The 20,313-nt window shown below is 65.7% G+C and carries 20 protein-coding genes; 8 read left to right on the forward strand and 12 right to left on the reverse strand.

Features of this window, described 5'->3' with window-relative positions; translation table 11 throughout:
• Nucleotides 1-38: 38 nt before the first annotated feature.
• The gene (locus MJ602_RS01835) at nucleotides 39-2,543 is read right to left on the reverse strand and encodes a PAS-domain containing protein (protein ID WP_243019158.1); all 2,505 of its coding nucleotides are present in this window, start codon (nucleotides 2,541-2,543) and stop codon (nucleotides 39-41) included.
• Between the two features lie 184 nt (nucleotides 2,544-2,727).
• Here MJ602_RS01835 and minC point away from each other — a divergent pair, with 184 nt between their 5' ends.
• The 4 genes from minC to MJ602_RS01855 all read left to right on the forward strand — a co-directional run bounded on the left by minC (nucleotide 2,728) and on the right by MJ602_RS01855 (nucleotide 6,197).
• Entirely contained in the window at nucleotides 2,728-3,483 is a 756-nt protein-coding gene (gene minC / locus MJ602_RS01840; RefSeq protein ID WP_243019159.1) for a septum site-determining protein MinC, read from the forward strand.
• A gap of 36 nt (nucleotides 3,484-3,519) precedes the next feature.
• On the forward strand, nucleotides 3,520-4,335 hold the full coding sequence (gene minD / locus MJ602_RS01845; protein ID WP_243019160.1) for a septum site-determining protein MinD: 816 nt from the start codon (nucleotides 3,520-3,522) through the stop codon (nucleotides 4,333-4,335).
• A 3-nt stretch (nucleotides 4,336-4,338) separates the two neighbouring features.
• On the forward strand, nucleotides 4,339-4,605 hold the full coding sequence (gene minE, locus MJ602_RS01850) for a cell division topological specificity factor MinE (RefSeq protein ID WP_162017797.1): 267 nt from the start codon (nucleotides 4,339-4,341) through the stop codon (nucleotides 4,603-4,605).
• Nucleotides 4,606-4,730: 125 nt separating this feature from the next.
• Nucleotides 4,731-6,197, forward strand: a complete 1,467-nt coding sequence (locus MJ602_RS01855; RefSeq protein ID WP_243019161.1) for a DUF4832 domain-containing protein — start codon at nucleotides 4,731-4,733, stop codon at nucleotides 6,195-6,197.
• A gap of 255 nt (nucleotides 6,198-6,452) precedes the next feature.
• On the opposite strand, the gene MJ602_RS01860 is transcribed toward MJ602_RS01855, so the two are convergent.
• Together MJ602_RS01860 and MJ602_RS01865 are read right to left on the reverse strand one after the other, a co-directional pair.
• Nucleotides 6,453-7,037, reverse strand: coding sequence for an MOSC domain-containing protein (locus MJ602_RS01860; RefSeq protein ID WP_243019162.1), 585 nt, complete (start codon nucleotides 7,035-7,037; stop codon nucleotides 6,453-6,455).
• A gap of 1 nt (nucleotide 7,038) precedes the next feature.
• Nucleotides 7,039-7,482 carry a flavin reductase family protein gene (locus MJ602_RS01865; RefSeq protein WP_243019274.1) on the reverse strand — a complete coding sequence of 148 codons (444 nt, stop codon included), beginning with the start codon at nucleotides 7,480-7,482 and terminating at the stop codon, nucleotides 7,039-7,041.
• Between the two features lie 160 nt (nucleotides 7,483-7,642).
• On the opposite strand from MJ602_RS01865, the gene MJ602_RS01870 reads away from it, so the two are divergent.
• From MJ602_RS01870 to MJ602_RS01885, 4 genes are all read left to right on the forward strand, one after another.
• Complete coding sequence (locus tag MJ602_RS01870; RefSeq protein WP_243019163.1) at nucleotides 7,643-8,587, forward strand: M14 family zinc carboxypeptidase; 945 nt, start codon at nucleotides 7,643-7,645, stop codon at nucleotides 8,585-8,587.
• Nucleotides 8,588-8,749: 162 nt separating this feature from the next.
• Nucleotides 8,750-9,955, forward strand: a complete 1,206-nt coding sequence (locus MJ602_RS01875; RefSeq protein ID WP_243019164.1) for an ABC transporter substrate-binding protein — start codon at nucleotides 8,750-8,752, stop codon at nucleotides 9,953-9,955.
• A gap of 173 nt (nucleotides 9,956-10,128) precedes the next feature.
• Nucleotides 10,129-11,055, forward strand: a complete 927-nt coding sequence (locus tag MJ602_RS01880; protein ID WP_243019165.1) for a LysR family transcriptional regulator ArgP — start codon at nucleotides 10,129-10,131, stop codon at nucleotides 11,053-11,055.
• 61 nt (nucleotides 11,056-11,116) lie between these two features.
• Nucleotides 11,117-11,731 carry a TetR/AcrR family transcriptional regulator gene (locus MJ602_RS01885; RefSeq protein WP_243019166.1) on the forward strand — a complete coding sequence of 205 codons (615 nt, stop codon included), beginning with the start codon at nucleotides 11,117-11,119 and terminating at the stop codon, nucleotides 11,729-11,731.
• 59 nt (nucleotides 11,732-11,790) lie between these two features.
• Here MJ602_RS01885 and MJ602_RS01890 read toward each other — a convergent pair whose 3' ends face one another.
• From MJ602_RS01890 to MJ602_RS01930, 9 genes are all read right to left on the reverse strand, one after another.
• Nucleotides 11,791-12,738, reverse strand: a complete 948-nt coding sequence (locus MJ602_RS01890; protein ID WP_243019167.1) for a fasciclin domain-containing protein — start codon at nucleotides 12,736-12,738, stop codon at nucleotides 11,791-11,793.
• A gap of 30 nt (nucleotides 12,739-12,768) precedes the next feature.
• On the reverse strand, nucleotides 12,769-13,224 hold the full coding sequence (locus tag MJ602_RS01895; protein ID WP_243019168.1) for a fasciclin domain-containing protein: 456 nt from the start codon (nucleotides 13,222-13,224) through the stop codon (nucleotides 12,769-12,771).
• Nucleotides 13,225-13,364: 140 nt separating this feature from the next.
• Nucleotides 13,365-13,787 (reverse strand): universal stress protein, encoded by a 423-nt coding sequence (locus tag MJ602_RS01900; protein WP_162017789.1) that lies wholly within the window; start codon nucleotides 13,785-13,787, stop codon nucleotides 13,365-13,367.
• Nucleotides 13,788-13,821: 34 nt separating this feature from the next.
• On the reverse strand, nucleotides 13,822-14,667 hold the full coding sequence (locus MJ602_RS01905) for a metallophosphoesterase (protein ID WP_243019169.1): 846 nt from the start codon (nucleotides 14,665-14,667) through the stop codon (nucleotides 13,822-13,824).
• A gap of 26 nt (nucleotides 14,668-14,693) precedes the next feature.
• Nucleotides 14,694-15,686 (reverse strand): hypothetical protein, encoded by a 993-nt coding sequence (locus MJ602_RS01910; RefSeq protein WP_243019170.1) that lies wholly within the window; start codon nucleotides 15,684-15,686, stop codon nucleotides 14,694-14,696.
• A gap of 187 nt (nucleotides 15,687-15,873) precedes the next feature.
• The gene (locus tag MJ602_RS01915; protein WP_243019171.1) at nucleotides 15,874-17,748 is read right to left on the reverse strand and encodes a phosphoenolpyruvate carboxykinase (GTP); all 1,875 of its coding nucleotides are present in this window, start codon (nucleotides 17,746-17,748) and stop codon (nucleotides 15,874-15,876) included.
• A gap of 303 nt (nucleotides 17,749-18,051) precedes the next feature.
• A complete protein-coding gene (gene queC / locus MJ602_RS01920) occupies nucleotides 18,052-18,774 on the reverse strand; it encodes a 7-cyano-7-deazaguanine synthase QueC (protein ID WP_243019172.1) in 723 nt (240 codons plus the stop codon).
• Nucleotides 18,775-18,848: 74 nt separating this feature from the next.
• A complete protein-coding gene (locus MJ602_RS01925) occupies nucleotides 18,849-18,992 on the reverse strand; it encodes a hypothetical protein (protein ID WP_162017784.1) in 144 nt (47 codons plus the stop codon).
• Nucleotides 18,993-19,075: 83 nt separating this feature from the next.
• Nucleotides 19,076-20,275 carry a threonine ammonia-lyase gene (locus MJ602_RS01930; protein ID WP_162017783.1) on the reverse strand — a complete coding sequence of 400 codons (1,200 nt, stop codon included), beginning with the start codon at nucleotides 20,273-20,275 and terminating at the stop codon, nucleotides 19,076-19,078.
• Nucleotides 20,276-20,313 lie beyond the last annotated feature (38 nt).

A 20,313-nucleotide genomic window follows, 5' to 3' on the forward strand; every position in this document is an offset into this window, starting at 1 on the left:
TTATCTGAGCCGTGGGAGTGGGGTGTCTGTCGCCTGATTCACACTGCGCTGCCGCCCGACTGACCATCCAGCCACTGGCGCAGCGCTTCCAGCGGTTGGGGGCGGCTGAAGAGGTAGCCCTGGCACATGTCGCAGCCCAGGCTTTGCAGGAAGGCGTGCTGGCCTTCGGTTTCCACGCCTTCGGCCACCACGGCCAGGCCCAGGTGGTGGGCCAGGCTGATGGTGGCGGTGCAGATGGCGGCGTCGTTGGGGTTGGTTTCCAGGTCTTTGACAAAGGAGCGGTCGAGCTTGAGGCTGTCCAGCGGCAGGCGCTTGAGGTAGGCGAGCGAGGAGTAGCCGGTGCCAAAGTCGTCGATGGCCAGGCGCACACCCAGGCGGCGGATTTCCTCCAGGCGCAGCACACAGGCATCGGGGTCCTGCATGGCCACCGATTCGGTCACCTCGAGCGTCAGCGCAGCTCCTGGGAGCTGGTGGTCTTTCAGTACCTGGGCAATTTGCTCGGGCAGGCGCGGGTTGCGCAACTGCACGGCACTGAGGTTGACCGACATGCCCAGGTGCGTGTGGCCCTCGCGGTGCCATTGCGCCAGGGCGCTGCAGGCCACGTGCAGCACCAGTTCGCCGATCTGGTCGATCAGGCCCAGTTCTTCGGACAGCGGGATGAAGTCCAGCGGCGCGATCCATTGCCCGGTGGGGTATTCCCAGCGCACCAGCGCCTCGAAGCCCAGCACCTGGCGCGTGTGGCAGTCCAGCAGCGGCTGGTAGTGCACGGCAAAGCGTTTGAGCGAGACGGTTTCCTTGAGCGCGCGTTCCATGGCCGCGCGCCGTGTGGCCATGGCCATCATGGCCGGGTCGAAGCAGCGGTAGTGCCCCTTGCCCAGGTGCTTGGCCTGGTACATGGCGATGTCGGCGCTCTGCATCAGGCTGCCGCGGTCCTTGCCGTCCTGGGGGTAGAAGCAGATGCCGATGGATGCCGAAGCGTGCAGCTCCTGCCCGGCCAGGTGTACCGGGGCGTTCAGGCGGGTGATGAGCTTGTCTGCGACGGTCAGTGCGTGCTGGGGGTCTTGCAGCTCGGTCAGCACGACGACGAACTCGTCGCCGCCCAGGCGCGCAACGATGTCGCTGTCGCGCACGGCGGCGCGCAGGCGTTGGGCGATGGCGCGCAGAAACTCGTCGCCCACGCCATGGCCCAGGCTGTCGTTGATGCCCTTGAAGTTGTCCATGTCCAGGAACAGCACGGCCAGCCGCCGGTCGTGGCGCCGGGCGTCGGCCACCACCTGGTCCAGCCGCGCCTCCAGCGCGTAGCGGTTGGCCAGCCCGGTGAGGGTGTCGTGGTGCGCCAGGTGCTCGATGGCGCGGGCTGCGCGGCGCTGCTCGGTCACGTCCGAGTAGATAGTGATGAAACCGCCACCGGGCAGGGGCTCGCCCACCAGGTCGATCACCACGCCGTTGGGGCGCACGCGCTCCACGTGGTGCGGTTCCGGGTGCAGCGCCTTCTCGGTGAGGCCTTGCACGAAGCGCTCCACGTCCACCTGGCCGTATTCGCCCCGTTCGGCGTTGAAGCGTGCCAGATCCGAAAAGTGTGGCTGCTGGTCCACCAGCGCGCGTGTGAAGCCCAGCAGGCGAATGGCCTGGTCGTTCATCAGGACCAGGTGCAGGTTTTTGTCGAACACGCTGACCCCGCAGGGCAGGTTGTCGGCCAGGGCCTGCAGCAGCAGGTTTTTCTCGGCCAGCGCCGCCTCGCGGGCCTTGTTCTCGGTGATGTCGGTGTAGCTGGTGACAAAGCCCACGGTGCGCTCGCCTGCGACCATGGGGCGTCCCTCCACCAGGTGGGTGCGGCCCGTGGGGCGGGTGCGCTCCACGCGGTGCGGTTCAAAGCGCAGCGCCCACTCGCGGCGTTGTTGCACGTAGGTCTCGGGGTCGTCGGGGCCGTATTCACCGCGCTGCGCCGGGTAGCGGATCAGGTCTTCAAATGGAACATCGGGGTACACCGCACCGTCGGGAAGGCCCAGCACATCCAGCAGCTTGTCGTTCCAGCACTTGAGACGCAACTGCGCGTCAAACACCGAGATGCCCTGGGGCAGGTGCGCCAGCACGCTGCGCAGGTACAGGGCCTGCTCGTTGATTTGCGCCGTGGCGCGTTCGCGCTCCGTGATGTCGGTATAGATGCTGACGAAGCCACCGCCGGGCAAGGGGGCGCCGATCACTTCCATCGTCTTGCCGTCGGGCCGGTGGCGCACAAAGCGGTGCGCCTCGCGCTTGGCCGCCAGCGCCAGGCGTTCCCGGACAAGGGTCTCGGGATCGCCCGGACCGTACTCCCCGCGCCGTGCGTTGAACCACAACAGGTCTTCCAGCGTCGGCATCTGCGGGGAGAACAGTTCCGCAGGGAAATCCAGCATGTCCAGCGCCGTCTGGTTGATGGCCACCATGCGGAACTCGCCATCGAACAGGGCCACGCCCACGGGCATGTGCTCCAGCATGTTGTGGAACAGCTCCAGCGCCTGCTCGGGCGCCAGCTTGCCGATGTAACGCTTGTTCGGGCTCAAGAGACCTCCGTGGGGGTGGCAGCGCCGGGCCACTGTGGCATGGTGACAGAAATGCACACGCGCGGCGTCCTAGGGTTTGCACCATGCATCGCCCCGCGTGCTGGGCATGGAGGCTGGTCGGGGACAGTGCCACGGTACACTTGCCGCAATTTTGTGCGCAAGCGCCCAACCCACACTCTGATCCATGACCGTGACGGCGGGCCTTTCCCGCACCCATTTTGACTTCAAGAGCGCCTCGCTGCCTGTGGTGGCGCTGGTGCTCAAGACCACCGACTTGGCGGTGCTGGCCACCGAGCTGGCCCAGCGCCTGGCCGATGCGCCGGGTTTTTTTGACCAGGACCCGGTGCTGATCGATCTGGCCGGCGTGCGCGATGCGCAGGAACCCCTCGACTTTTCCGCCCTGGTGCAACTGCTGCGCCAGCACCGCACGCTGCCCGTGGCTGTGCGCGGTGGCTCCGATGCGCAAATGCAGGCCGCTCGCGAGGCTGGGTTGGCCGCCGCGCCCGACGCCGCGCCCACCCGTGCCGAGGCCGAACCGCGCGAGGTGGTGCGAGAGGTCGAAGTGATCCGCGAGGTCGAGGTGGTGCGCGAAGTGCCCGTGGCCGCGTTGCCCGCCGTGGTGGTGGACAAGCCGCTGCGCTCGGGCCAGCAGGTCTATGCGCGCGGCGCCGACCTCATCGTGATGGCCATGGTCAGCTTTGGCGCCGAGGTCATCGCCGACGGCAACATCCACGTCTATGCGCCGCTGCGCGGCCGTGCCATCGCCGGAGCGCGCGGCAACACCGATGCCCGTATTTTCTGCACCTGCATGGAGCCGCAGCTCGTCTCCATCGCAGGCATTTACCGCACCACCGAGACCGAACTGCCCGACAGCGTGCGTGGCAAGCCGGCACAGGTGCGGCTCGAAGGCGAAAAGCTCCTGATAGAGCCTCTCGCCTGACCCTCTCCCTATCAACCCACTGAGAAACAGCATCACATGGCCAAAATCGTCGTCGTGACCTCCGGCAAGGGTGGCGTGGGCAAGACCACCACCAGTGCCAGCTTCGCCTCCGGCCTCGCTCTGCGCGGCCACAAGACCGCCGTGATCGACTTTGACGTCGGCCTGCGCAACCTCGACCTCATCATGGGCTGCGAGCGCCGCGTGGTGTACGACCTCATCAACGTGATCCATGGCGAGGCCAACCTGAACCAGGCCCTCATCAAGGACAAGCAGTGCGACAACCTGTTCGTGCTGGCCGCCAGCCAGACGCGCGACAAGGATGCGCTGCGCCTCGAAGGCGTGGAGAAGGTGCTCAAGGACCTGGCCGAGATGGGCTTCGAGTACATCATCTGCGATTCGCCCGCCGGCATCGAGAGCGGTGCGCTCATGGCCATGCATTTCGCCGACGAGGCGCTGTTGGTGACCAACCCCGAGGTGTCCAGCGTGCGCGACTCCGACCGCATTCTGGGCATGCTGGGCAGCAAGACCAAGCGCGCCATCGAGGGCGGCGAGCCCATCAAGGAACATCTGCTCATCACGCGCTACAACCCCAGCCGCGTGCAGGACGGCCAGATGCTGAGCCTGGAGGACATCCAGGACATCCTGCGCATCAAGCTCATCGGCGTGATCCCCGAGTCCGAGACGGTGCTGCAGTCGTCCAACCAGGGCATTCCGGCCATCCATGCCAAGGGCACCGATGTGGCCGAGGCCTACCAGGATGTGATCGACCGCTTTTTGGGCGAAGACAAGCCCCTGCGCTTCATCGAGGCAGAAAAGCCCGGCTTCTTCAAACGCCTGTTCGGGAGCAAATAAGCCATGGCATCCTTTCTGTCTTTCCTGCTCGGCGAAAAGAAGAAGACCGCCAGCGTTGCCAAGGAGCGCCTGCAGATCATCTTGGCGCACGAGCGCAGCGGTCGCAACGCGGCCGAACCCGACTACCTGCCCGCGCTGCAGCGCGAACTGGTGGCCGTGATCTCCAAGTACGTCAAGATCAACCCTGACGACCTCAAGGTGCACCTGGAGCGCCAGGACAACCTCGAAGTGCTCGAAGTAAAGATCGAGCTGCCCGAAGCCAGCCGCTGAAGCACGCTCGGGTGCAATTGGCAACAGCTTTGCACAAGCGGTTGCACTTGAGTGTTTGATGGCGAGCGGCCCGCACCGTAGCATGCTCCCAAGCCTGACCGTGCGCAGGCGCACGGGGGAATGCGATGCGGGCATGGACTCTGAAATGCAGCGCCGTGGCGCTGTGCGCCGCAGGGCTTGCGGCCTGTGGGGGCGGTGAGGACGACCTCGCCATCCAGCGTTCGGAGGGGGGTGTACCAGCGCCAGCGCTGCGCATGACCAGCGTGGTCCCCATGGTGCAGGTCCACCTGCAGCCCACCGACCTGGACTTTCCCAACCCCGAGCGGGGCTTTTACCGCTTTGCCAGCGACCCCTCCAAAATCACGGCCACCTCGCTGCTCTATGTGGCGCAGGAGGGTCAGCGCCTGGTCTATACCCCTGGTGACCTGAGCGCGTACCGTACCCGCAACCTGCCAGCCAACTACCTGACCAAGCTGGAAACCGGTTTCGCCAACCTGCGCAAGCAGGGGCTCAAGGCGGTGCTGCGCTTTGCCTACAACTACCCGGCAACAGAATCCGAATACCTCAACGCCCAGGACGCCACACTCTCGCGGGTCAAAAGCCATATCCAGCAACTGCAACCCGTGCTGCAGCGCAATGCCGATGTCATTGCCGTGGTGCAGGGCGGCTTCATCGGCGCCTGGGGTGAATGGCACACCTCGTCCAACAACCTCACCACGCCAGCACGCAAGGCCGCGGTGCGCGACGCATTGCTGCAGGCGTTGCCCAGCCAGCGGCTGTTGCACCTGCGCTACCCGGCGGACCTGGCCCAGTGGTATCCCACCACGGCCACCTTGGCGCAGGCACTGTCGGCCACGCCCCCACCGGCGGCCCGCATCGGCCTGCACAACGACTGCTTCCTCGCCAGTTCCGACGATGTGGGCACCTACTTTGCCGAAACCACTGCCGAGTCGCAGACCTTGCGCAGCTATGCCCAGCAGGCCAGCGCCGTGACCGGTGCCGGGGGCGAGACCTGCGCACCGCCGGAGCCCGCCCAGGCCCGCATGACCTGCGCCGACATCCTGCGCGAAGGTGCGCAGTACCACATGAGCTACCTGAACCGCGACTACTACGAGGGCTTCTTTGCCCAATGGCAGGCAGGTGGCTGCATGGCCGAGGTGTCGCGGCGCCTGGGTTACCGGCTGGAGTTGCAGACCGTGGCACACGGCAGCACCGCCGCGCCCGGTGGCACGTTGGCCTGGTCGGTGGCGCTGAGCAACCAGGGCTGGGCCCGGCCCTTGAATCCGCGCAGCCTGGCACTGGTGCTGGTGAACGCCCAGGGGCAGGCCATCACCTTGCCCCTGGCGGGCACCGACCTGCGCCAGGCCACGCCCGGCGAAACCCAGCAGTGGTCCGGCGAAGTAGCCCTTCCTGCGGCGCTGGCCAGCGGCTCGTACCAAGTGCACCTGGCCGCGCCCGATGCAGCGGCCGCCCTGGCGGGCAATGCGATCTATGCCTTGCGCTTTGCCAATGCGGACAACGTCGTCACCGGCGTGCAGTGGCAGCCAGTGCAGGGGCGCCTGGCGCTGGGCAGCACGCTCACCGTGCAGTGAGCTGCGGCGGCTGGCTTTATCCTAGAAACCGCAGTTGACCGCTCGCAACCTTTGGAAAGACCGCATGAAATCTTACTATGCGCCACTTGGGAGCGCTCACCTTCAGGGGGAGTGTGCTATGCACCCGCCAGCACCGCGCTCGGCGCGCCATGCGGTGTTGCTCCTCCTTGCGCACAGGAGTGCGCCGCGTCGTCACGCCTTGCCTGGCGCACCGATCACGGCACTGGCAGGCGCATCCAACTGCGGTTTCTAGGTTTATCGCTTGTGCTTGGCCCACTTGCCTGCCAGGGCCTGGGCGATGCTCAGGGCGCGCTGGCCGGGTTCCAACCGGGCGTGCTGGCCCGCCTCCAGGCTGCCCGGCCGCTCCACCGCCAGATAGAAGCCGCAGCGCCCGGTCTGTGCCATGGCGCGCCCGGCCTGGACAAAGCCCATCACGGCGTTGAACTTGTAGCAGGGCTCGCGCGGCGCCGTCACGCGCAGGGTGCACTCCGGGAAGTGCAGCCGGTCGCCGACATAGACCTCGTGTTCCAGCAGCCCCTGCACCGTCAGGTTCTCGCCCATGAAGCCAGGCGGCAACGCTGCGCTCGCCAGGCCATGCTGCTGGCGCTGCGCTTGCCAGAAGGCGAGATGCTCCACAGGGTAGGCGTACAAGGCCTTGTCCAGACCGCCATGCACGCTGGGGTCGGCCTGCTCGTCGCCGTCCAGGCCCATGCGGCCCACGGGCACCTGGCCGGGCACCGGCGCCTTGGCAATGGCCGAGAGCACGCTGCGCTCGCCCACGCGCAGGGGCCGGCAGATGCCACGGCTCACATGCAACAGGGTCAGGCCATGCGCAGACATGTCACAGCGAGTGCTGGGTATGGAAATGTCCGCCGTGGTAGAGCAAGGGCCGCACCCCGGCGCGGTGGCTGCAGCGCTCGACCTCGCCCACGAAGATCACATGGTCGCCTTCGGGGTACTGGCTGCGGCTGAAGCATTCGAACGTGGCGGCGGCGCCCTCGATCAGCGGAGTGCCGTCCAGACCGGGGTGGTGCGCCACACCCGCCCAGCGGTCGATGCCGCGCGTGGCAAAGCGCTCGGCCAGGGCCTGCTGGTCTGCGGCCAGCACATGGATGGCGTAGCGCACACCGGTGGCGAAGACCTCCATCGAGCCTGCCTGGCGCGACAGGCTCCAGAGCACCAGTGGCGGGGACAGCGATACCGAATTGAAGGAATTGGCCGTCAGCCCCACCAGGCCTCCCGAGGGCGCGCGCGCGGTCACGATGGTCACGCCCGTGGCGAACATGCCCAGCGTGCTGCGAAAGTGGCGCGAGTCGAAATCGGGGGGCAGTAGGGTGGGGCGGGGATGCACGCTGAACCTGGAAGGGAAGGGCGGGCTATTATCCGAGGCCTGAGGTTTTTGTGCTGTGCCCCACAGGGGTGCCCTTTGTTTTTGTGAGTGTGTGATGACAACGCTGGCCCCTTCTTCTGCTGCTGCCTTGGTGCGCCCGCGCCTGTCTGCCTGGTGGCGTGCAGGGGCGGCGGCCTTGGTGGTGACGGCGCTGGCGGGGGGCGCAGGGGCTTCGCAGACCGTCCCCAAGGAGAGTGTCTCGGCCTGTGCGCTGCTGCTCCAGCGCTTGCCGGGCGTGCGTGCCGAACAGTGCGAGGCCGCGCGACTCACGCCCAGCGGTGCCCGCTCGCGCCTGGGCACGGCGCTGTACTGGCGGGACATCCTGCCCCAGCGCCCGGATATCGATACGCTGCGTGTGCTGGTGGTGGGCGCCATGCATGGCGACGAGCTGACCTCGGGCGCGCTGGCCTTGCGCTGGATCGGCCTGGCCGAGCAGACACAGCGCCCCGTGCATTGGCGCTTTATTCCCGTGCTCAACCCCGACGGACTGCTGGCCAAAAAGCCTTCGCGCACCAATGCCCATGGTGTGGACCTGAACCGCAACTTCAACACCCCCGGCTGGAAGCTCGATGCCCCACGCTACTGGCGCGAGCGCACGCGCAAGGACCCACGCCGCTGGCCGGGCCCGGAGCCCCTGTCCGAGCCTGAATCGCTGTTTTTGCACACCCAGATGGAGGAGTTCAACCCCCACCTGGTTGTGAGCATCCACGCGCCCTATGGCGTGCTCGACTTCGACGGCCCCCACGAGCCGCCGCAGCGCCTGGGCCGCTTGCGCCTGGACCGCGTCGGCATCTTCCCTGGCTCGCTGGGGCACTACGGTGGCGTGCAGCAAAACATGCCGGTCGTCACCATCGAACTGGAACACGCCCTGGACATGCCGCGCGAGTCCGAAATGCAGGCCATGTGGAACGACCTGCTGCGCTGGATGGACACGCGCCTGTACCGCCCGTCCCCGGTGGAGGCGGCAAAAATCAAGGCAAATCGCCCTCTTGCGCCGTAAGTACGGCGCAAGCAGCTATGAAAATAATAGCATTCGTAGTGGCTGGCACGGTACCAGCGCACTGACGAAAGCCTGACGCGCAAGCGCCCAGGCAGGGAAAATGCGGAAGCAGCCCCATTCCATCCGCGCCTAAGCTGCGCCGTCACGCAAGAGGAGAACCCCATGCAAGCAATTCGCCACTGGATGGCCGCCACCCTGGGCGCGCTGGCCGTGCTGGCCGCACCGGCCGCCATCGCCCAGGCGCCAGCCGCCGCCGTCAAGGTGGGGGTGATTGGCCCCTTCACCGGGCCGTCGTCCGACTTCGGCATTCCGCTGCGCCAGGGCATTGAGCTGGCCGTGGCCGAGATCAACACTGCCGGGGGCTACCTGGGGCGCCCGCTGGAGCTGGTGGTGCACGACGACAAGGGCGACCCGGACACCGGACTCAAGGCCTCGCAAGAACTGGCCAAGCAGGGCGTGGTGGCCACCATTGGCTTTTGCAACACGGGCGTGGCGGTCAAGTCGCTGGAGGTGTACCAGAACGCGCAATTGCCGCTGATCGTTCCCTGCTCCACCGGCACGCCGCTGACGGCCAAGTACCCGCCAGCGCAGAGCTACATCTTCCGCAACTCGGCGCGTGACAGCATTCAGGCGCCCTTTGTGGTGGAGGACCTGGTCAAGCGTGGCTGGACCAAGGTGGCGATTTTTGCTGACACCACCGGCTACGGCGAGGCCGGGCTCAAGGACGTGCAGGATGCGCTGGCCGCACGCAAGCTGCAGGCCGTGCATGTCACGCGCTTCCCCTTGGGCGTGACTGATTTGCGCAAAGAGCTGCAAGCCGCGCGTGAGGCCGGGGCCAATGTGATCTTCAGCTACACCGTGGGCCCAGAGAATGCGGTCATCGCCAACGGCCGCAAGGACATTGGCTGGAAAGTGCCCCAGGTCGGCGCCTGGCCGCTGTCCTTCCCCTTCTTCATTGATGGCGCCAAGGACGCTGCTGAGGGCGCGTTGATGGCGCAGACCTTCATTGCCGAGCCCAGCAATGAGCGCAGGGCGGCCTTTCTGACCAACTTCAAGCGCAAGCACGGTGAACGCATGGCCGTTCCCATGGCGGCTGCGCAGGGCTACGACGCCGCCTATCTGCTCACCTACGCGCTGTTCGGCATCCGCGACGGCAAGCTCGACGGCCCTGCCGTCAAGAACGCGCTGGAGAACATCAAGCGCGTGTACTACGGCGTGGTGGCCACCTATGAGCGTCCCTTCACCCCTGAAGACAAGGACGCCATCACGCAGAACATGCTGGTCATGGGCAAGGTGCACAACGGGGCCATCACCTTTGCCTACCCTGAGGATGCCAAGCGCAACCTCATCGTCCAACGCAAGAAGTAGGGACGGCCCCTGAGCGCGGCTTGCGCGGCTTGCGCCGCTTCTCCTGCTCTCGCATGGCTACCCAAGGTGCGCAGTATGTGTCGGGGTGTTCAAAACATGGTCTTATTAACCGCAGTCCAAAAATATCAGTTGCACTTATAATGTAAGACCGTCCCTACCCTGCCAGCCGCACCATGAGTACCTACGACCCCGCAGCCCTGGAATGCCTGGCCGCTATTGTCGAGGAGGGGGGCTTCGAGCGGGCCGCCCAGCGCCTCAATGTCACCCAATCGGCGGTGTCGCAGCGTCTGCGGGCGCTGGAGGCACAGGTGGGCTCGGTTCTCATCGTGCGCAGCCGCCCCTTGCGGCCCACCTCCGCGGGGCAATTGCTGCTCAAGCACACCAAGCAACTGCGCCTGCTGCGGGCCGACCTGGAACGTGACCTGCAGGAGCTGGCGCCCAGCGCGCCGGGCAGTGGGCGCGAGGACGAGCGCATCTCCATCGCCATCAACGCCGACAGCATTGCCACCTGGGCGCTGGACGCGGTGCACGACCTGGTGCGCCAGCGCCTGCCGCTGGAGATCATTGCCGACGACCAGGATTTCACCCAGGAATGGCTGCGCTCGGGCCAGGTGCTGGGCTGCGTCACCACGCTCAAGCAGGCCATGCGCGGCTGCCGCATGGTACCGCTGGGGGCCATGCACTATGTGGCTGTGGCCTCCAGCAGCTTTGCACAAAAGCACCTGTCCAACGGCCTGACGGCGCACAACTTCCGCGAGGTGCCGTTCCTGTCCTTCAACCGCAAGGACGACATGGCGGCCGAATTCGTCGCACGCACCTTCGGGCTCAAGCGGGTGGCCCTCAACCACCTGTTTGTGCCCAGCGCCGAAGGCCAGATGCATGCCGTAAAGGCGGGCTGGGCTGTGGGTGTGCTGCCTGAACTGCTGGTGCGCGATGCGCTGGCACAAGGGCTGATGGTGGATGTGTCCCCTGGCCACACGCTGCCTATCCAGTTGTACTGGCACTGCTGGAATCTCGAATCCGAGGTGCTGGAAGCCCTGACCCAGGCACTGACCGAGGCCTCGGCACGCGATCTGGATCAGGGTAACTCCGGACGGTGACGCCGTGGTTGAAATACAACCGAGTCAACTGTTTTTCAACCGGAATGCATAAGATCGGGGGATGCAACCGTCCCCCGTGAAACTCTCCTTCAAGGAGCAAATGCACCAGGCCCGTGAGGAGGCCATCCTCCAGGCCACCTGCCGCCTGTTGGGCGAAAAAGCCTACGATGCCATGACCATGGACGACGTTGCCAACGCCGTGGGCATCGCCAAGGCCAGCCTCTACAAGCACTTTGCCAGCAAGGAAGAGCTGTGCTGTGCCGCAATGGTGCAGATTCTGGGCAAGGTGCAGGCGTTTCTGGATACGGTCCCGGCCGAGCTGGCGCCCCAGGACAAGCTGCGCGCCCTGGTGCGCTGGTCGCTGGAGCGATTGATTGCCTGCGAGATGCCGCTGCTGCCCAGCCGCAACACCGCGCTGCGGGGTGTGCTCATGGCGGACAAGCGCTACCTGGACACCCTGATCGGCGTGAGCGACTGCATTGGCCAGTGGATCACCGAGGCCCAGGCCCAGGGTCGTATCGACCCCTCGCTGCCGCCCCTGGTGGTGCTCTACACGCTGTTTGCCCGCGCCTGCGACCCCGTGGTGAGCTTCCTCAAGGAAGGTGGACAGTTTGACGATGCCGCCATCGTCGAACTCGTGCTCAAAACCTGCTTTGATGGTCTGAACAGCCGCTAACAGAAAAAAGCCGCGCGCTCCCTGCAGAGCGGCGGCGTGTGGTTTGGACCCTCTCTCGATCAGGCAGCGGGCAGCAGCACCCGATCGATCACATGAATGACCCCATTGCTGGTGAACACATCCGTGCCGATGATCTGGCTGGTGCGTCCCCGGCGGTCGGTGATCTGCAGGTCGGCGCCGATCGTGAAGGTCTGTCCTTGCAAGGTGGCAATGGCGGTGCCCACGGGGACTTCGGCCTTGAGCACGCGCGCGCCCAGCACATGGTAGGTCAGCACCTGGGTCAGCAGGGGCTTGTTGGCGAACAAGGCTTCCTTGCTCAGGCCCAGTTCGGCCAGCAGTGTGGCAAAGGCGGCATTGGTGGGCGCAAACACGGTCAGCGCAGCGGCGTTCTGCAGGGCCGACACCAGATCGGCAGCGATTACCGCCTCCACCAGCACACTGAACTCGGGCAGCGACTGCGCCGTGTCCACGATGTCCTGGTTCGCCGGCAGCAGCACGCGATCCACCACATGCACCACCCCGTTGCGTGCGAGCACGTCCGTGGTGGTGATCTGGGACACGCGGTTGCGCCCATCGGTGATGCGCAGCGATGACCCTGCTTCCACCTTGAAGAAACCGCCGTCCAGGGGTTCAATGGCCTTGCCCAGCGGAACCTCGTTGCGCAGCACGCGCGTGCCCAGCACGTGGTAGCTGAGCACCTGCGTCAGCAGGGCCTTGTTGGCCAGCAGGGCCTCCTTGCTGATGCCCAATTCGGCAAGCAGGGCGGCAAAAGCGGCATTGGTGGGCGCAAAAACGGTCACCGTGTCGGTGGACAGCGTGTCGGCCAGGCCCGCAGCGACAACGGCCTCGACCAGGATGCTCAGGTCCGGGTTGCCTTTGGCCAAATCCACAATGTGGGGAATCTCGGCATGGTCGTCACCGCCACCGCAAGCCTGCAGCAGTGGCATCGACAGGCCCAGGGCGGCGCCCAGCAGCAAGGTTCGGCGTGGAAAGGCGTTTTTTTGCATGGTGTGATCCCTCCTTCGTGCGGGTAGCTGTTACTGGGGCATGAGCACGGTGTCGATCACATGGATCACGCCGTTGCTGGCCTGCACATCGGTGGCCACCACCTTGGATTGGTTGACCATCACGCCAGCGCTGGTGCGCACGGTCAGCGCCTGTCCTTGCACGGTAGGAACCTGGCCTTCCTTCACATCGGCCGCCATGACCTTGGCGGGTACCACGTGGTAGGTCAGCACCTTGGTCAGCGCGGCCTTGTCGGCCAGCAGCGCATCGAGTTGGGCCTTGGGAATCTTGGCAAAGGCTTCGTCGCTGGGAGCAAAGATGGTGAACGGCCCGGGGCCTTTGAGGGTGTCCACCAGCCCTGCGGCCTGTACGGCGGCGACCAGGGTCTTGAAATTGCCAGCGCCCACGGCGGTGTCCACCACGTCCTTGGCCCACGCGGACATCGTGGAACCTGCAACCAGTGCAAATGCGATCAGGGTCTTCTTCATGCTTGCTCCTTCGTTGGGGTACGCCCAAGGCGGGCGCAGGAGCACTGTACGACCAATCGGTATCATACGTAACCGTATGGTTATTATGAAACCATTTGGTCGCAAATCGAGGTCTGCGCGGGCGACGGCGCAGGATTCGGTCAGCGCACGATCAGCACGGGTACCTTGCAGTGGGCCAGCACCTGGGTGGTGACCGAACCCATGACCAGCGTGGCCAGCGCGCCGTGGCCGTGCGAGCCCATGACCAGCAGGTCGAACTGGCCTGCATCCGCCAGTTTGGAAATGGTCTCGCCGGCAGGCCCGACCTTGGCTACGCGCTTGAGCTGAAACCCGTGGCGCTCCAGAAACTTGCCAACGGGGTTCAGCACCTTGTCGGCCTCATCGGCGTAGTACTGGTCCACCGCGGGTTTGCCCAACGCAGCGCGGGCGCGCGGAGGCAGTGCGGCCTGCACCGTCACGGCCGTGAACGTGTGCGTGGGCGCCAGGAGCTCTTCGTGGGTGGCCAGGTAGGCCAGCATTTTTTTGGTGAAAGAGCTGCCATCGACAGCCAGCAAAATATTCATCGATATCTCCACATGAGTGATGGACCAATCTCCATCATACGGCGATGCAGCAATGGGCCTGGAACAATGCCTGCTCAGCCTTGCGCCGATAGCCCAAGGGGTTGGCCACCACGCGGCAGCGGTGCAGCGAACCATCGGGCCGCAGCGCCTGCGCCACATAGTCGCTGGGGCAGTGCAAGTGGCCATGCAGCCACAGATCGGCATGGGCCAGCAGGTCGTCCAGCGCGTTGCAGAAAGCAGCCGTGCCGGGGGTCAGGCCGTAGCGTGGGTCGCGACTGCGCAGGCTGGGTGCAAAGTGAGTGACCACTACTGTACGTCCGGTGTGGGCCGTTGGCAGGGTGGAGCGCAACCAATCCGCGCAGCAAAGGCCTTGGGCGCGCACCTGCTCGGCCAGCATGGGCACACCGTTCCAGGTGGTGCCGGTCTTGCTCAGGTAGTGATTGGCCGCACGCTGGGCCTTGCTGCGCAGCTCGAACTGCTGCGTAGTCGATGCGGTGGACGCATGCACGGCGAGTGCATCGAAGTCGGACCACAGGGTGGTCCCGACGAAGCGGACCCCGTCGATCAGCGCCGTCTCGCGCTCCAGCCACTGGATGCCGAGCTGGTCGCAACTGCGCCGCAGGCGGGCGTGGGCTTCTTCAAAATCCAGGCCGTCGTATTCGTGGTTGCCGGGCACAAACACCACGGGCACCGGCCATCCGGCCCATTGCGGCAGGGGCGAAAACCGCTCCAGCCCAAAGTGAGGCCCCGCCAGGCGTGAGCCGCTCTGGTACGAGCCCACGTCGCCGGCCAACACCAGCACATCGGCGTTCACGGCGGGGCTGCCATGAAAATCGGGGTTCGACTCCAGGTGCAGGTCTGACAGCAACTGGATCTGCATCGCCCGCTCCCCCGGCCAGCAAGGCGTCAGCGCTGCGCGCCGGATTGTGCCGCGGCGAACAAGGCGGCGAACTCGGCGTGGGCGATGGGTATGCGCCGCTCGTGGCCGGCCGCAGAGGTCAGGCGCAGCGACCATTGCGTGCGCGCGCCATCCTGGTAAGACTGCGCCAACTGCAGTGCGAGTGCGGGGTCGAGCACAAACTCCACCGCCTCATGGTGGGTGCACTTGCGCTCCAGCAGGTCACGCATGTTGCACACCACTTTCTCCGTCAGGGGCTGCAGCCGCACGGAACTGCTGGCGCCTGCCTTGTTGTCGAAAACGGCCGAGGTGTAACGGTGGTAGGCAAAGTCGATGTAACTCAAATGCGACACCACCCGCACGGTGACCGGGCCGCCAGCCACTTCGCGCTGGGCCGTGAGGTAGGTGAGGTTGGGAAAATCCTTGCCCTCCTGGTAGTGGGCACCTTCGGTGCTCCATACCGTGCCCTTGCCGTCAGGTGTGGGCGCCGACTGCATGCGCTGGGCATAGAGGCCCACGCGGAAGCGATGCGCCAGCGATTGGAAGGCTTCCTCGTTGGCAATGCTGCGGAACTCGTACTCGCCATGCTTCCAGGAACTGCCCTTCTTCAACAGGGTGTAGCTGGTGGCCACGCCCTTGGGAAAGAACGCGTGATAGCTGCTGCGCGCCGGGCTGGCGCCCTTCTCGGTGATGGTGCTGGGTTCGGAGCCTCGGCAGGGCGCGGGCTTGCCGTCGGGCTGCGCCAGCGTGGTGACAGGCGCCGTGCAGACACCGTCGGCATCGGTGGTGCAGGACCAGCGCGACACCAGCGTCTCGCGGTTCCAGAAGGAACCCAGGTTGGCCTCGCATACCCCGGAAACCGTCGTGCCCATCAGGGGCGCATCCTGCGCATCCAGCACCAGGAAGCGTGCCGTCCCCTGAACACTGGGAGGGGCGGCCAGCGCCTGCGAAGACAGCGCCGCCAGCGACAGGGCGCACAAAGCTGAGAAAGAGAGTTTCATGGGAGGGAAAGGGCGTGGGAACGGTCTGGCCAGGTGCCAGGAACGGCATGGTACCTGCACGCGGCCAGACCCAGGCAGCAAACACGCAGGCGCACCGGGGGAAATGAAACTGCCTGCACGCCCCGGGCCGGAACGAGCAGGCAGAAAGACAGGTTGCCCGGCACTGTGCACCGGGCCCCAGGAGCGATTACAGAGCCGCCAGGCGTTGTTCCAGCGCCGCCTTGGTCTCTACCAGTTCCTTGGGCATGTGGTAGGCCAGTTGCTCGAAGTGGGCGTCGTGCAGCTTGAACTCCTCCGCCCAGGCAGCCTTGTCGATGCTGGTGACCGTGGCGAACTGGGCGGGGGTGAAGTCCAGACCCGTCCAGGTGATTTCAGCGTACTGGGGTGCAATGCCTAACATGGTTTCCTGGCCCTGGGCCTTGCCTTCGATGCGGTCCAGCATCCACTTGAGCACGCGCATGTTGTCGCCGTAGCCGGGCCAGACGAACTTGCCGTCTTCACCCTTGCGGAACCAGTTCACGCAGAAGATCTTGGGCAGGGTGTGGCCGGATTCCTCGAGCTTGTGCTCCATGTCCAGCCAGTGCTGGAAGTAGTCGCTCATGTTGTAGCCGCAGAAGGGCAGCATGGCGAACGGGTCGCGGCGCACCACGCCCTGGGCGCCAAAGGCGGCGGCGGTGGTCTCGGAACCCATGGTGGCGGCCATGTACACGCCTTCCATCCAGGTGCGGGCCTCGGTCACCAGCGGCACGGTGGTCGAGCGGCGGCCGCCGAAGATGAAGGCATCGATCGCCACGCCGTTGGCGTCGTCCCACTGTGCGTCCAGCGCGGGGTTGTTGGTGGCAGCCACGGTGAAGCGCGAGTTGGGGTGCGCGGCCTTGGCGCCGGTTTCCTTGGCGATGGCCGGTGTCCAGTCCTTGCCCTGCCAGTCAATCAGGTGATCCGGCACCACGCCCGTGTCCTTCTCCATGCCTTCCCACCACACATCGCCGTCGTCGGTGAGTGCCACGTTGGTGAAGATCACGTCCTTGTTCAGCGAGCGCATGCAGTTGGGGTTGGTGTGCATGTTGGTGCCGGGGGCCACGCCAAAGTAGCCCGCTTCGGGGTTGATGGCGTACATCTTGCCGTCGGCATGGGGCTTGATCCAGGCGATGTCGTCGCCGATGGTCGTGACCTTCCAGCCTGCAAAACCGGCCTCGGGCGGCACCAGCATCGAGAAATTGGTCTTGCCGCAGGCGCTGGGGAAGGCGGCTGCCACGTGGTACTTCTTGCCTTCGGGGTTGGTCACGCCCAGGATGAGCATGTGCTCGGCCAGCCAGCCCTGGTCGCGGCCCATGGTCGAGGCGATGCGCAGCGCCAGGCACTTCTTGCCCAGCAGCGCGTTGCCGCCGTAGCCCGAGCCGTAGGACCAGATCTCGCGCGTCTCGGGATAGTGCACGATGTACTTGACCTTGGGGTTGCAAGGCCAGCTCGTGGTGTCCTTCTCTCCAGCGGCCAGGGGGGCACCCACGGTGTGCATGCAGGGCACGAATTCGCCCTCTACGCCCAGCACGTCGTACACGGCCTCGCCCATGCGCGTCATCAGGCGCTGGTTCACAGCCACGTAGGCGCTGTCGGTCAGTTCCACGCCGATGTGCGCGATGTGGCTGCCCAGCGGACCCATGCTGAAGGGCACCACGTACATGGTGCGGCCCTTCATGCAGCCGTCGAACAGCGGCTGCAGCGTGGCGCGCATTTCAGCGGGGTCCATCCAGTTGTTGGTGGGGCCGGCATCTTCCTTCTTGGCCGAGCAGATGTAGGTGCGGTCTTCGACGCGGGCCACATCCGATGGGTCGGACCAGGCCAGGAAGCTGCCGGGGCGCTTGGCGGGGTTGAGCTTCTTGAAGGTGCCTGCATCCACCAGTTGCTGGCACAGGCGGTCGTACTCTTCCTGCGAGCCGTCGCACCAATAGATGCTGTCGGGCTTGCACAGAGCGGCCATATCGGCCACCCAGGCCAGCAGGCGGGCGTTTTTGACGTAGGCAGGGGCGTTGAGATTCAGGCCCTGCATGGTGGGTGCGTTCATCGGGAGCTTCCTTAAGTTGAAAAACGGTTTTTTCAAAGGAAGCGGGCGTGGCGGCACAGCAAACTCAGCAAGACGGCACGGCACAGGGGCCCGGCGCTGCCTTTGAAAAAACGGCTTTTCTCCCAGGGCCAGGACAGGCCCCAAGGCTCAGGCGGCGGGCGGAAAGAGTGGCAGGCAACCGGTGTTTGTGGCACCGGCCACCCCATGGCGGAGTCCGCAGGTCGGCTGGGATGGCAATTTTATGAAGCTGCGCAAAATTTGTCTGTCAGACAGGGGCAAGAATCATGCAAAAGATGCATAGGGTTATGCGTCCAACAAGGTGACTACCGACCCGCCCATCCAGCGCTCGTACCCCTGGCGGCGCAGCGTGCAGGCGGGGCATTCGCCGCAGCCGTGGCCCCAGGGATGCAGGTGGCCGCGCTCACCCAGGTAGCAGGTGTGCGTCAGGCGCACGCTCAGGTCCACCAGCGCGTTGCCGCCCAGCTGGTGTGCCAGGGCCCAGGTCTGGGCCTTGTCCAGCCACATCAGCGGCGTTTCAAGGATGAAGCGCTGCCCCATGCCCAGCGACAGAGCCACCTGCAGCGCCTTGAGCGTGTCGTCACGGCAGTCGGGGTAGCCGGAGAAATCCGTCTCGCACATGCCGCCGACCAGCGTGTGCAGCCCGCGCCGGTAGCCCACGGCCGCCGCCATCTGGAAGAACAGCAGGTTGCGCCCCGGCACAAAGGTATTGGGGAGCCCGGCCGCGTCCATGGCAATGGCGGTGTCGCGCGTCAGCGCCGTGTCGCTGATCTGGCCCAGCACCGCCAGATCCACCATGTGGTCGTCCCCCAGGCGGTCATGCCAGTGCGGAAAACCTGCGCGCAGCGCGGCCAGCACCTCCTGGCGCGCCTGCAACTCCACATGGTGGCGCTGGCCGTAGTCAAAACCGATGGTCTCGACCCGGGCAAAGCGCTGCAGCGCCCAGGCCAGGCAGACGGTGGAATCCTGACCACCAGAAAACAGAACGAGGGCGTGGCCTTGGCGCATGGTGACAATCTCCGGCAAGCAAAAACAACACAGCCCCGCAAGCGGGGCTGTGCTGCGGGGCCGTCGATTGTGCTTCAGGCCATGGTGACCGCAATCATGGCCAGCAAGAACATCATGATGCCGCCCACCACCGGCAGCACCACGGGCATGTAGGGCACCACCTCCTCCACGGGGTCGGTCGGCAGGTCGGCGCTGGTGTGGGCGTGGGTGTCAGACATGGCAGGTCTCCGAATGTTGTTGGTAGCTGGGCTGGGAAAAATTCTAGCCTTGCCGGCAAAAACTTGCAGGCGGCCTGTGCAGCCTACATGCGCGCTGCCGTCATGCCTACCGAACGCAGGTGTTCCAGCACCTCGTCCACATGCGCGTGGCTGCGCGTTTGCAGCACCAGTTCGATGTCGGCATTCTGTGCCGTCAGCGTGGTGAAGGCACGCTGGTGGTGCACCTCTTCGATGTTGGCGCCCGCATCGGCCAGCGCCGCCGTGATGCGCGCCAGCACCCCCGGCACATCGCGCGCACTCACGCGGATGCGCGCCAGTCGCCCTGAGCGCACCATGCCGCGCTCGATGATGGCCGACAGCAGCAGCGGGTCGATGTTGCCGCCGCTGAGCACCAGCCCCACCTTGTGCCCGGCAAAACGCTCGGGGTAGCGCTGCAGCGCCGCCAAGCCCACGGCGCCTGCACCTTCCACCAGGGTTTTCTCGATCTCCAGCAGCATCAGCACGGCTTGTTCGATGTCGCCCTCGTCCACCAGCACCAGGTCGTCCACCAGGCGGGCCACCACTTCCTGCGTGATCTTGCCCGGCGTGCCCACGGCAATGCCCTCGGCAATGGTCGAAGCGCCCTGCGGATGGTGCGTGCCCTGCACGGCATTCACCATGGCGGGAAAGCGCGTCGTCTGCACCCCCACCACGCGGATGTCCGGCTTGATGGCCTTGGCTGCCGTGGCCACGCCCGCAATCAGCCCGCCACCGCCCACCGACACCACCAGCGTGTCCAGGTCGGGCACGGCTTGCAGCATCTCCAGCGCCAGCGTGCCCTGGCCTGCGGCCACGGCCTCGTCGTCGTAGGGGTGCACAAAGGTCAGACCCTGCGCATCGGCCAGTGCGTAGGCATGCGCGCGCGCCTCCTCCAGCGTGTCGCCGTGCAGCACCACCTCGGCGCCAAAGCCGCGTGTGCGCTCCACCTTCACGCCGGGCGTAAAGCGCGGCATCACGATCACCGCCCGCAGCCCCAGCCGCTGCGCGTGGTAGGCCACGCCCTGCGCATGGTTGCCCGCACTCATGGCCACCACGCCGTGCGCGCGCTCCTCGGGCGTCAGCAGCGCCAGCTTGTTGCAGGCCCCGCGCTCCTTGAAGGAGGCGGTGAACTGCAAATTCTCGAACTTGAGGAACACCTGCGCGCCCACGATCTGCGAGAGCGTTCGGGATTCCACGCACGGCGTCTCCAGCACCTGGCCTTGTAAGCGCAGTGCGGCGTCCTGGATGTCTTGAAGGGTGATCATGCCCTGCATTGTGGCAACAAATGCCGCATAGCGGAATG

The sequence above is a fragment of the Simplicispira sedimenti genome, from assembly GCF_022760965.1.
GTDB classification, from domain to species: domain Bacteria; phylum Pseudomonadota; class Gammaproteobacteria; order Burkholderiales; family Burkholderiaceae_C; genus Simplicispira; species Simplicispira sedimenti.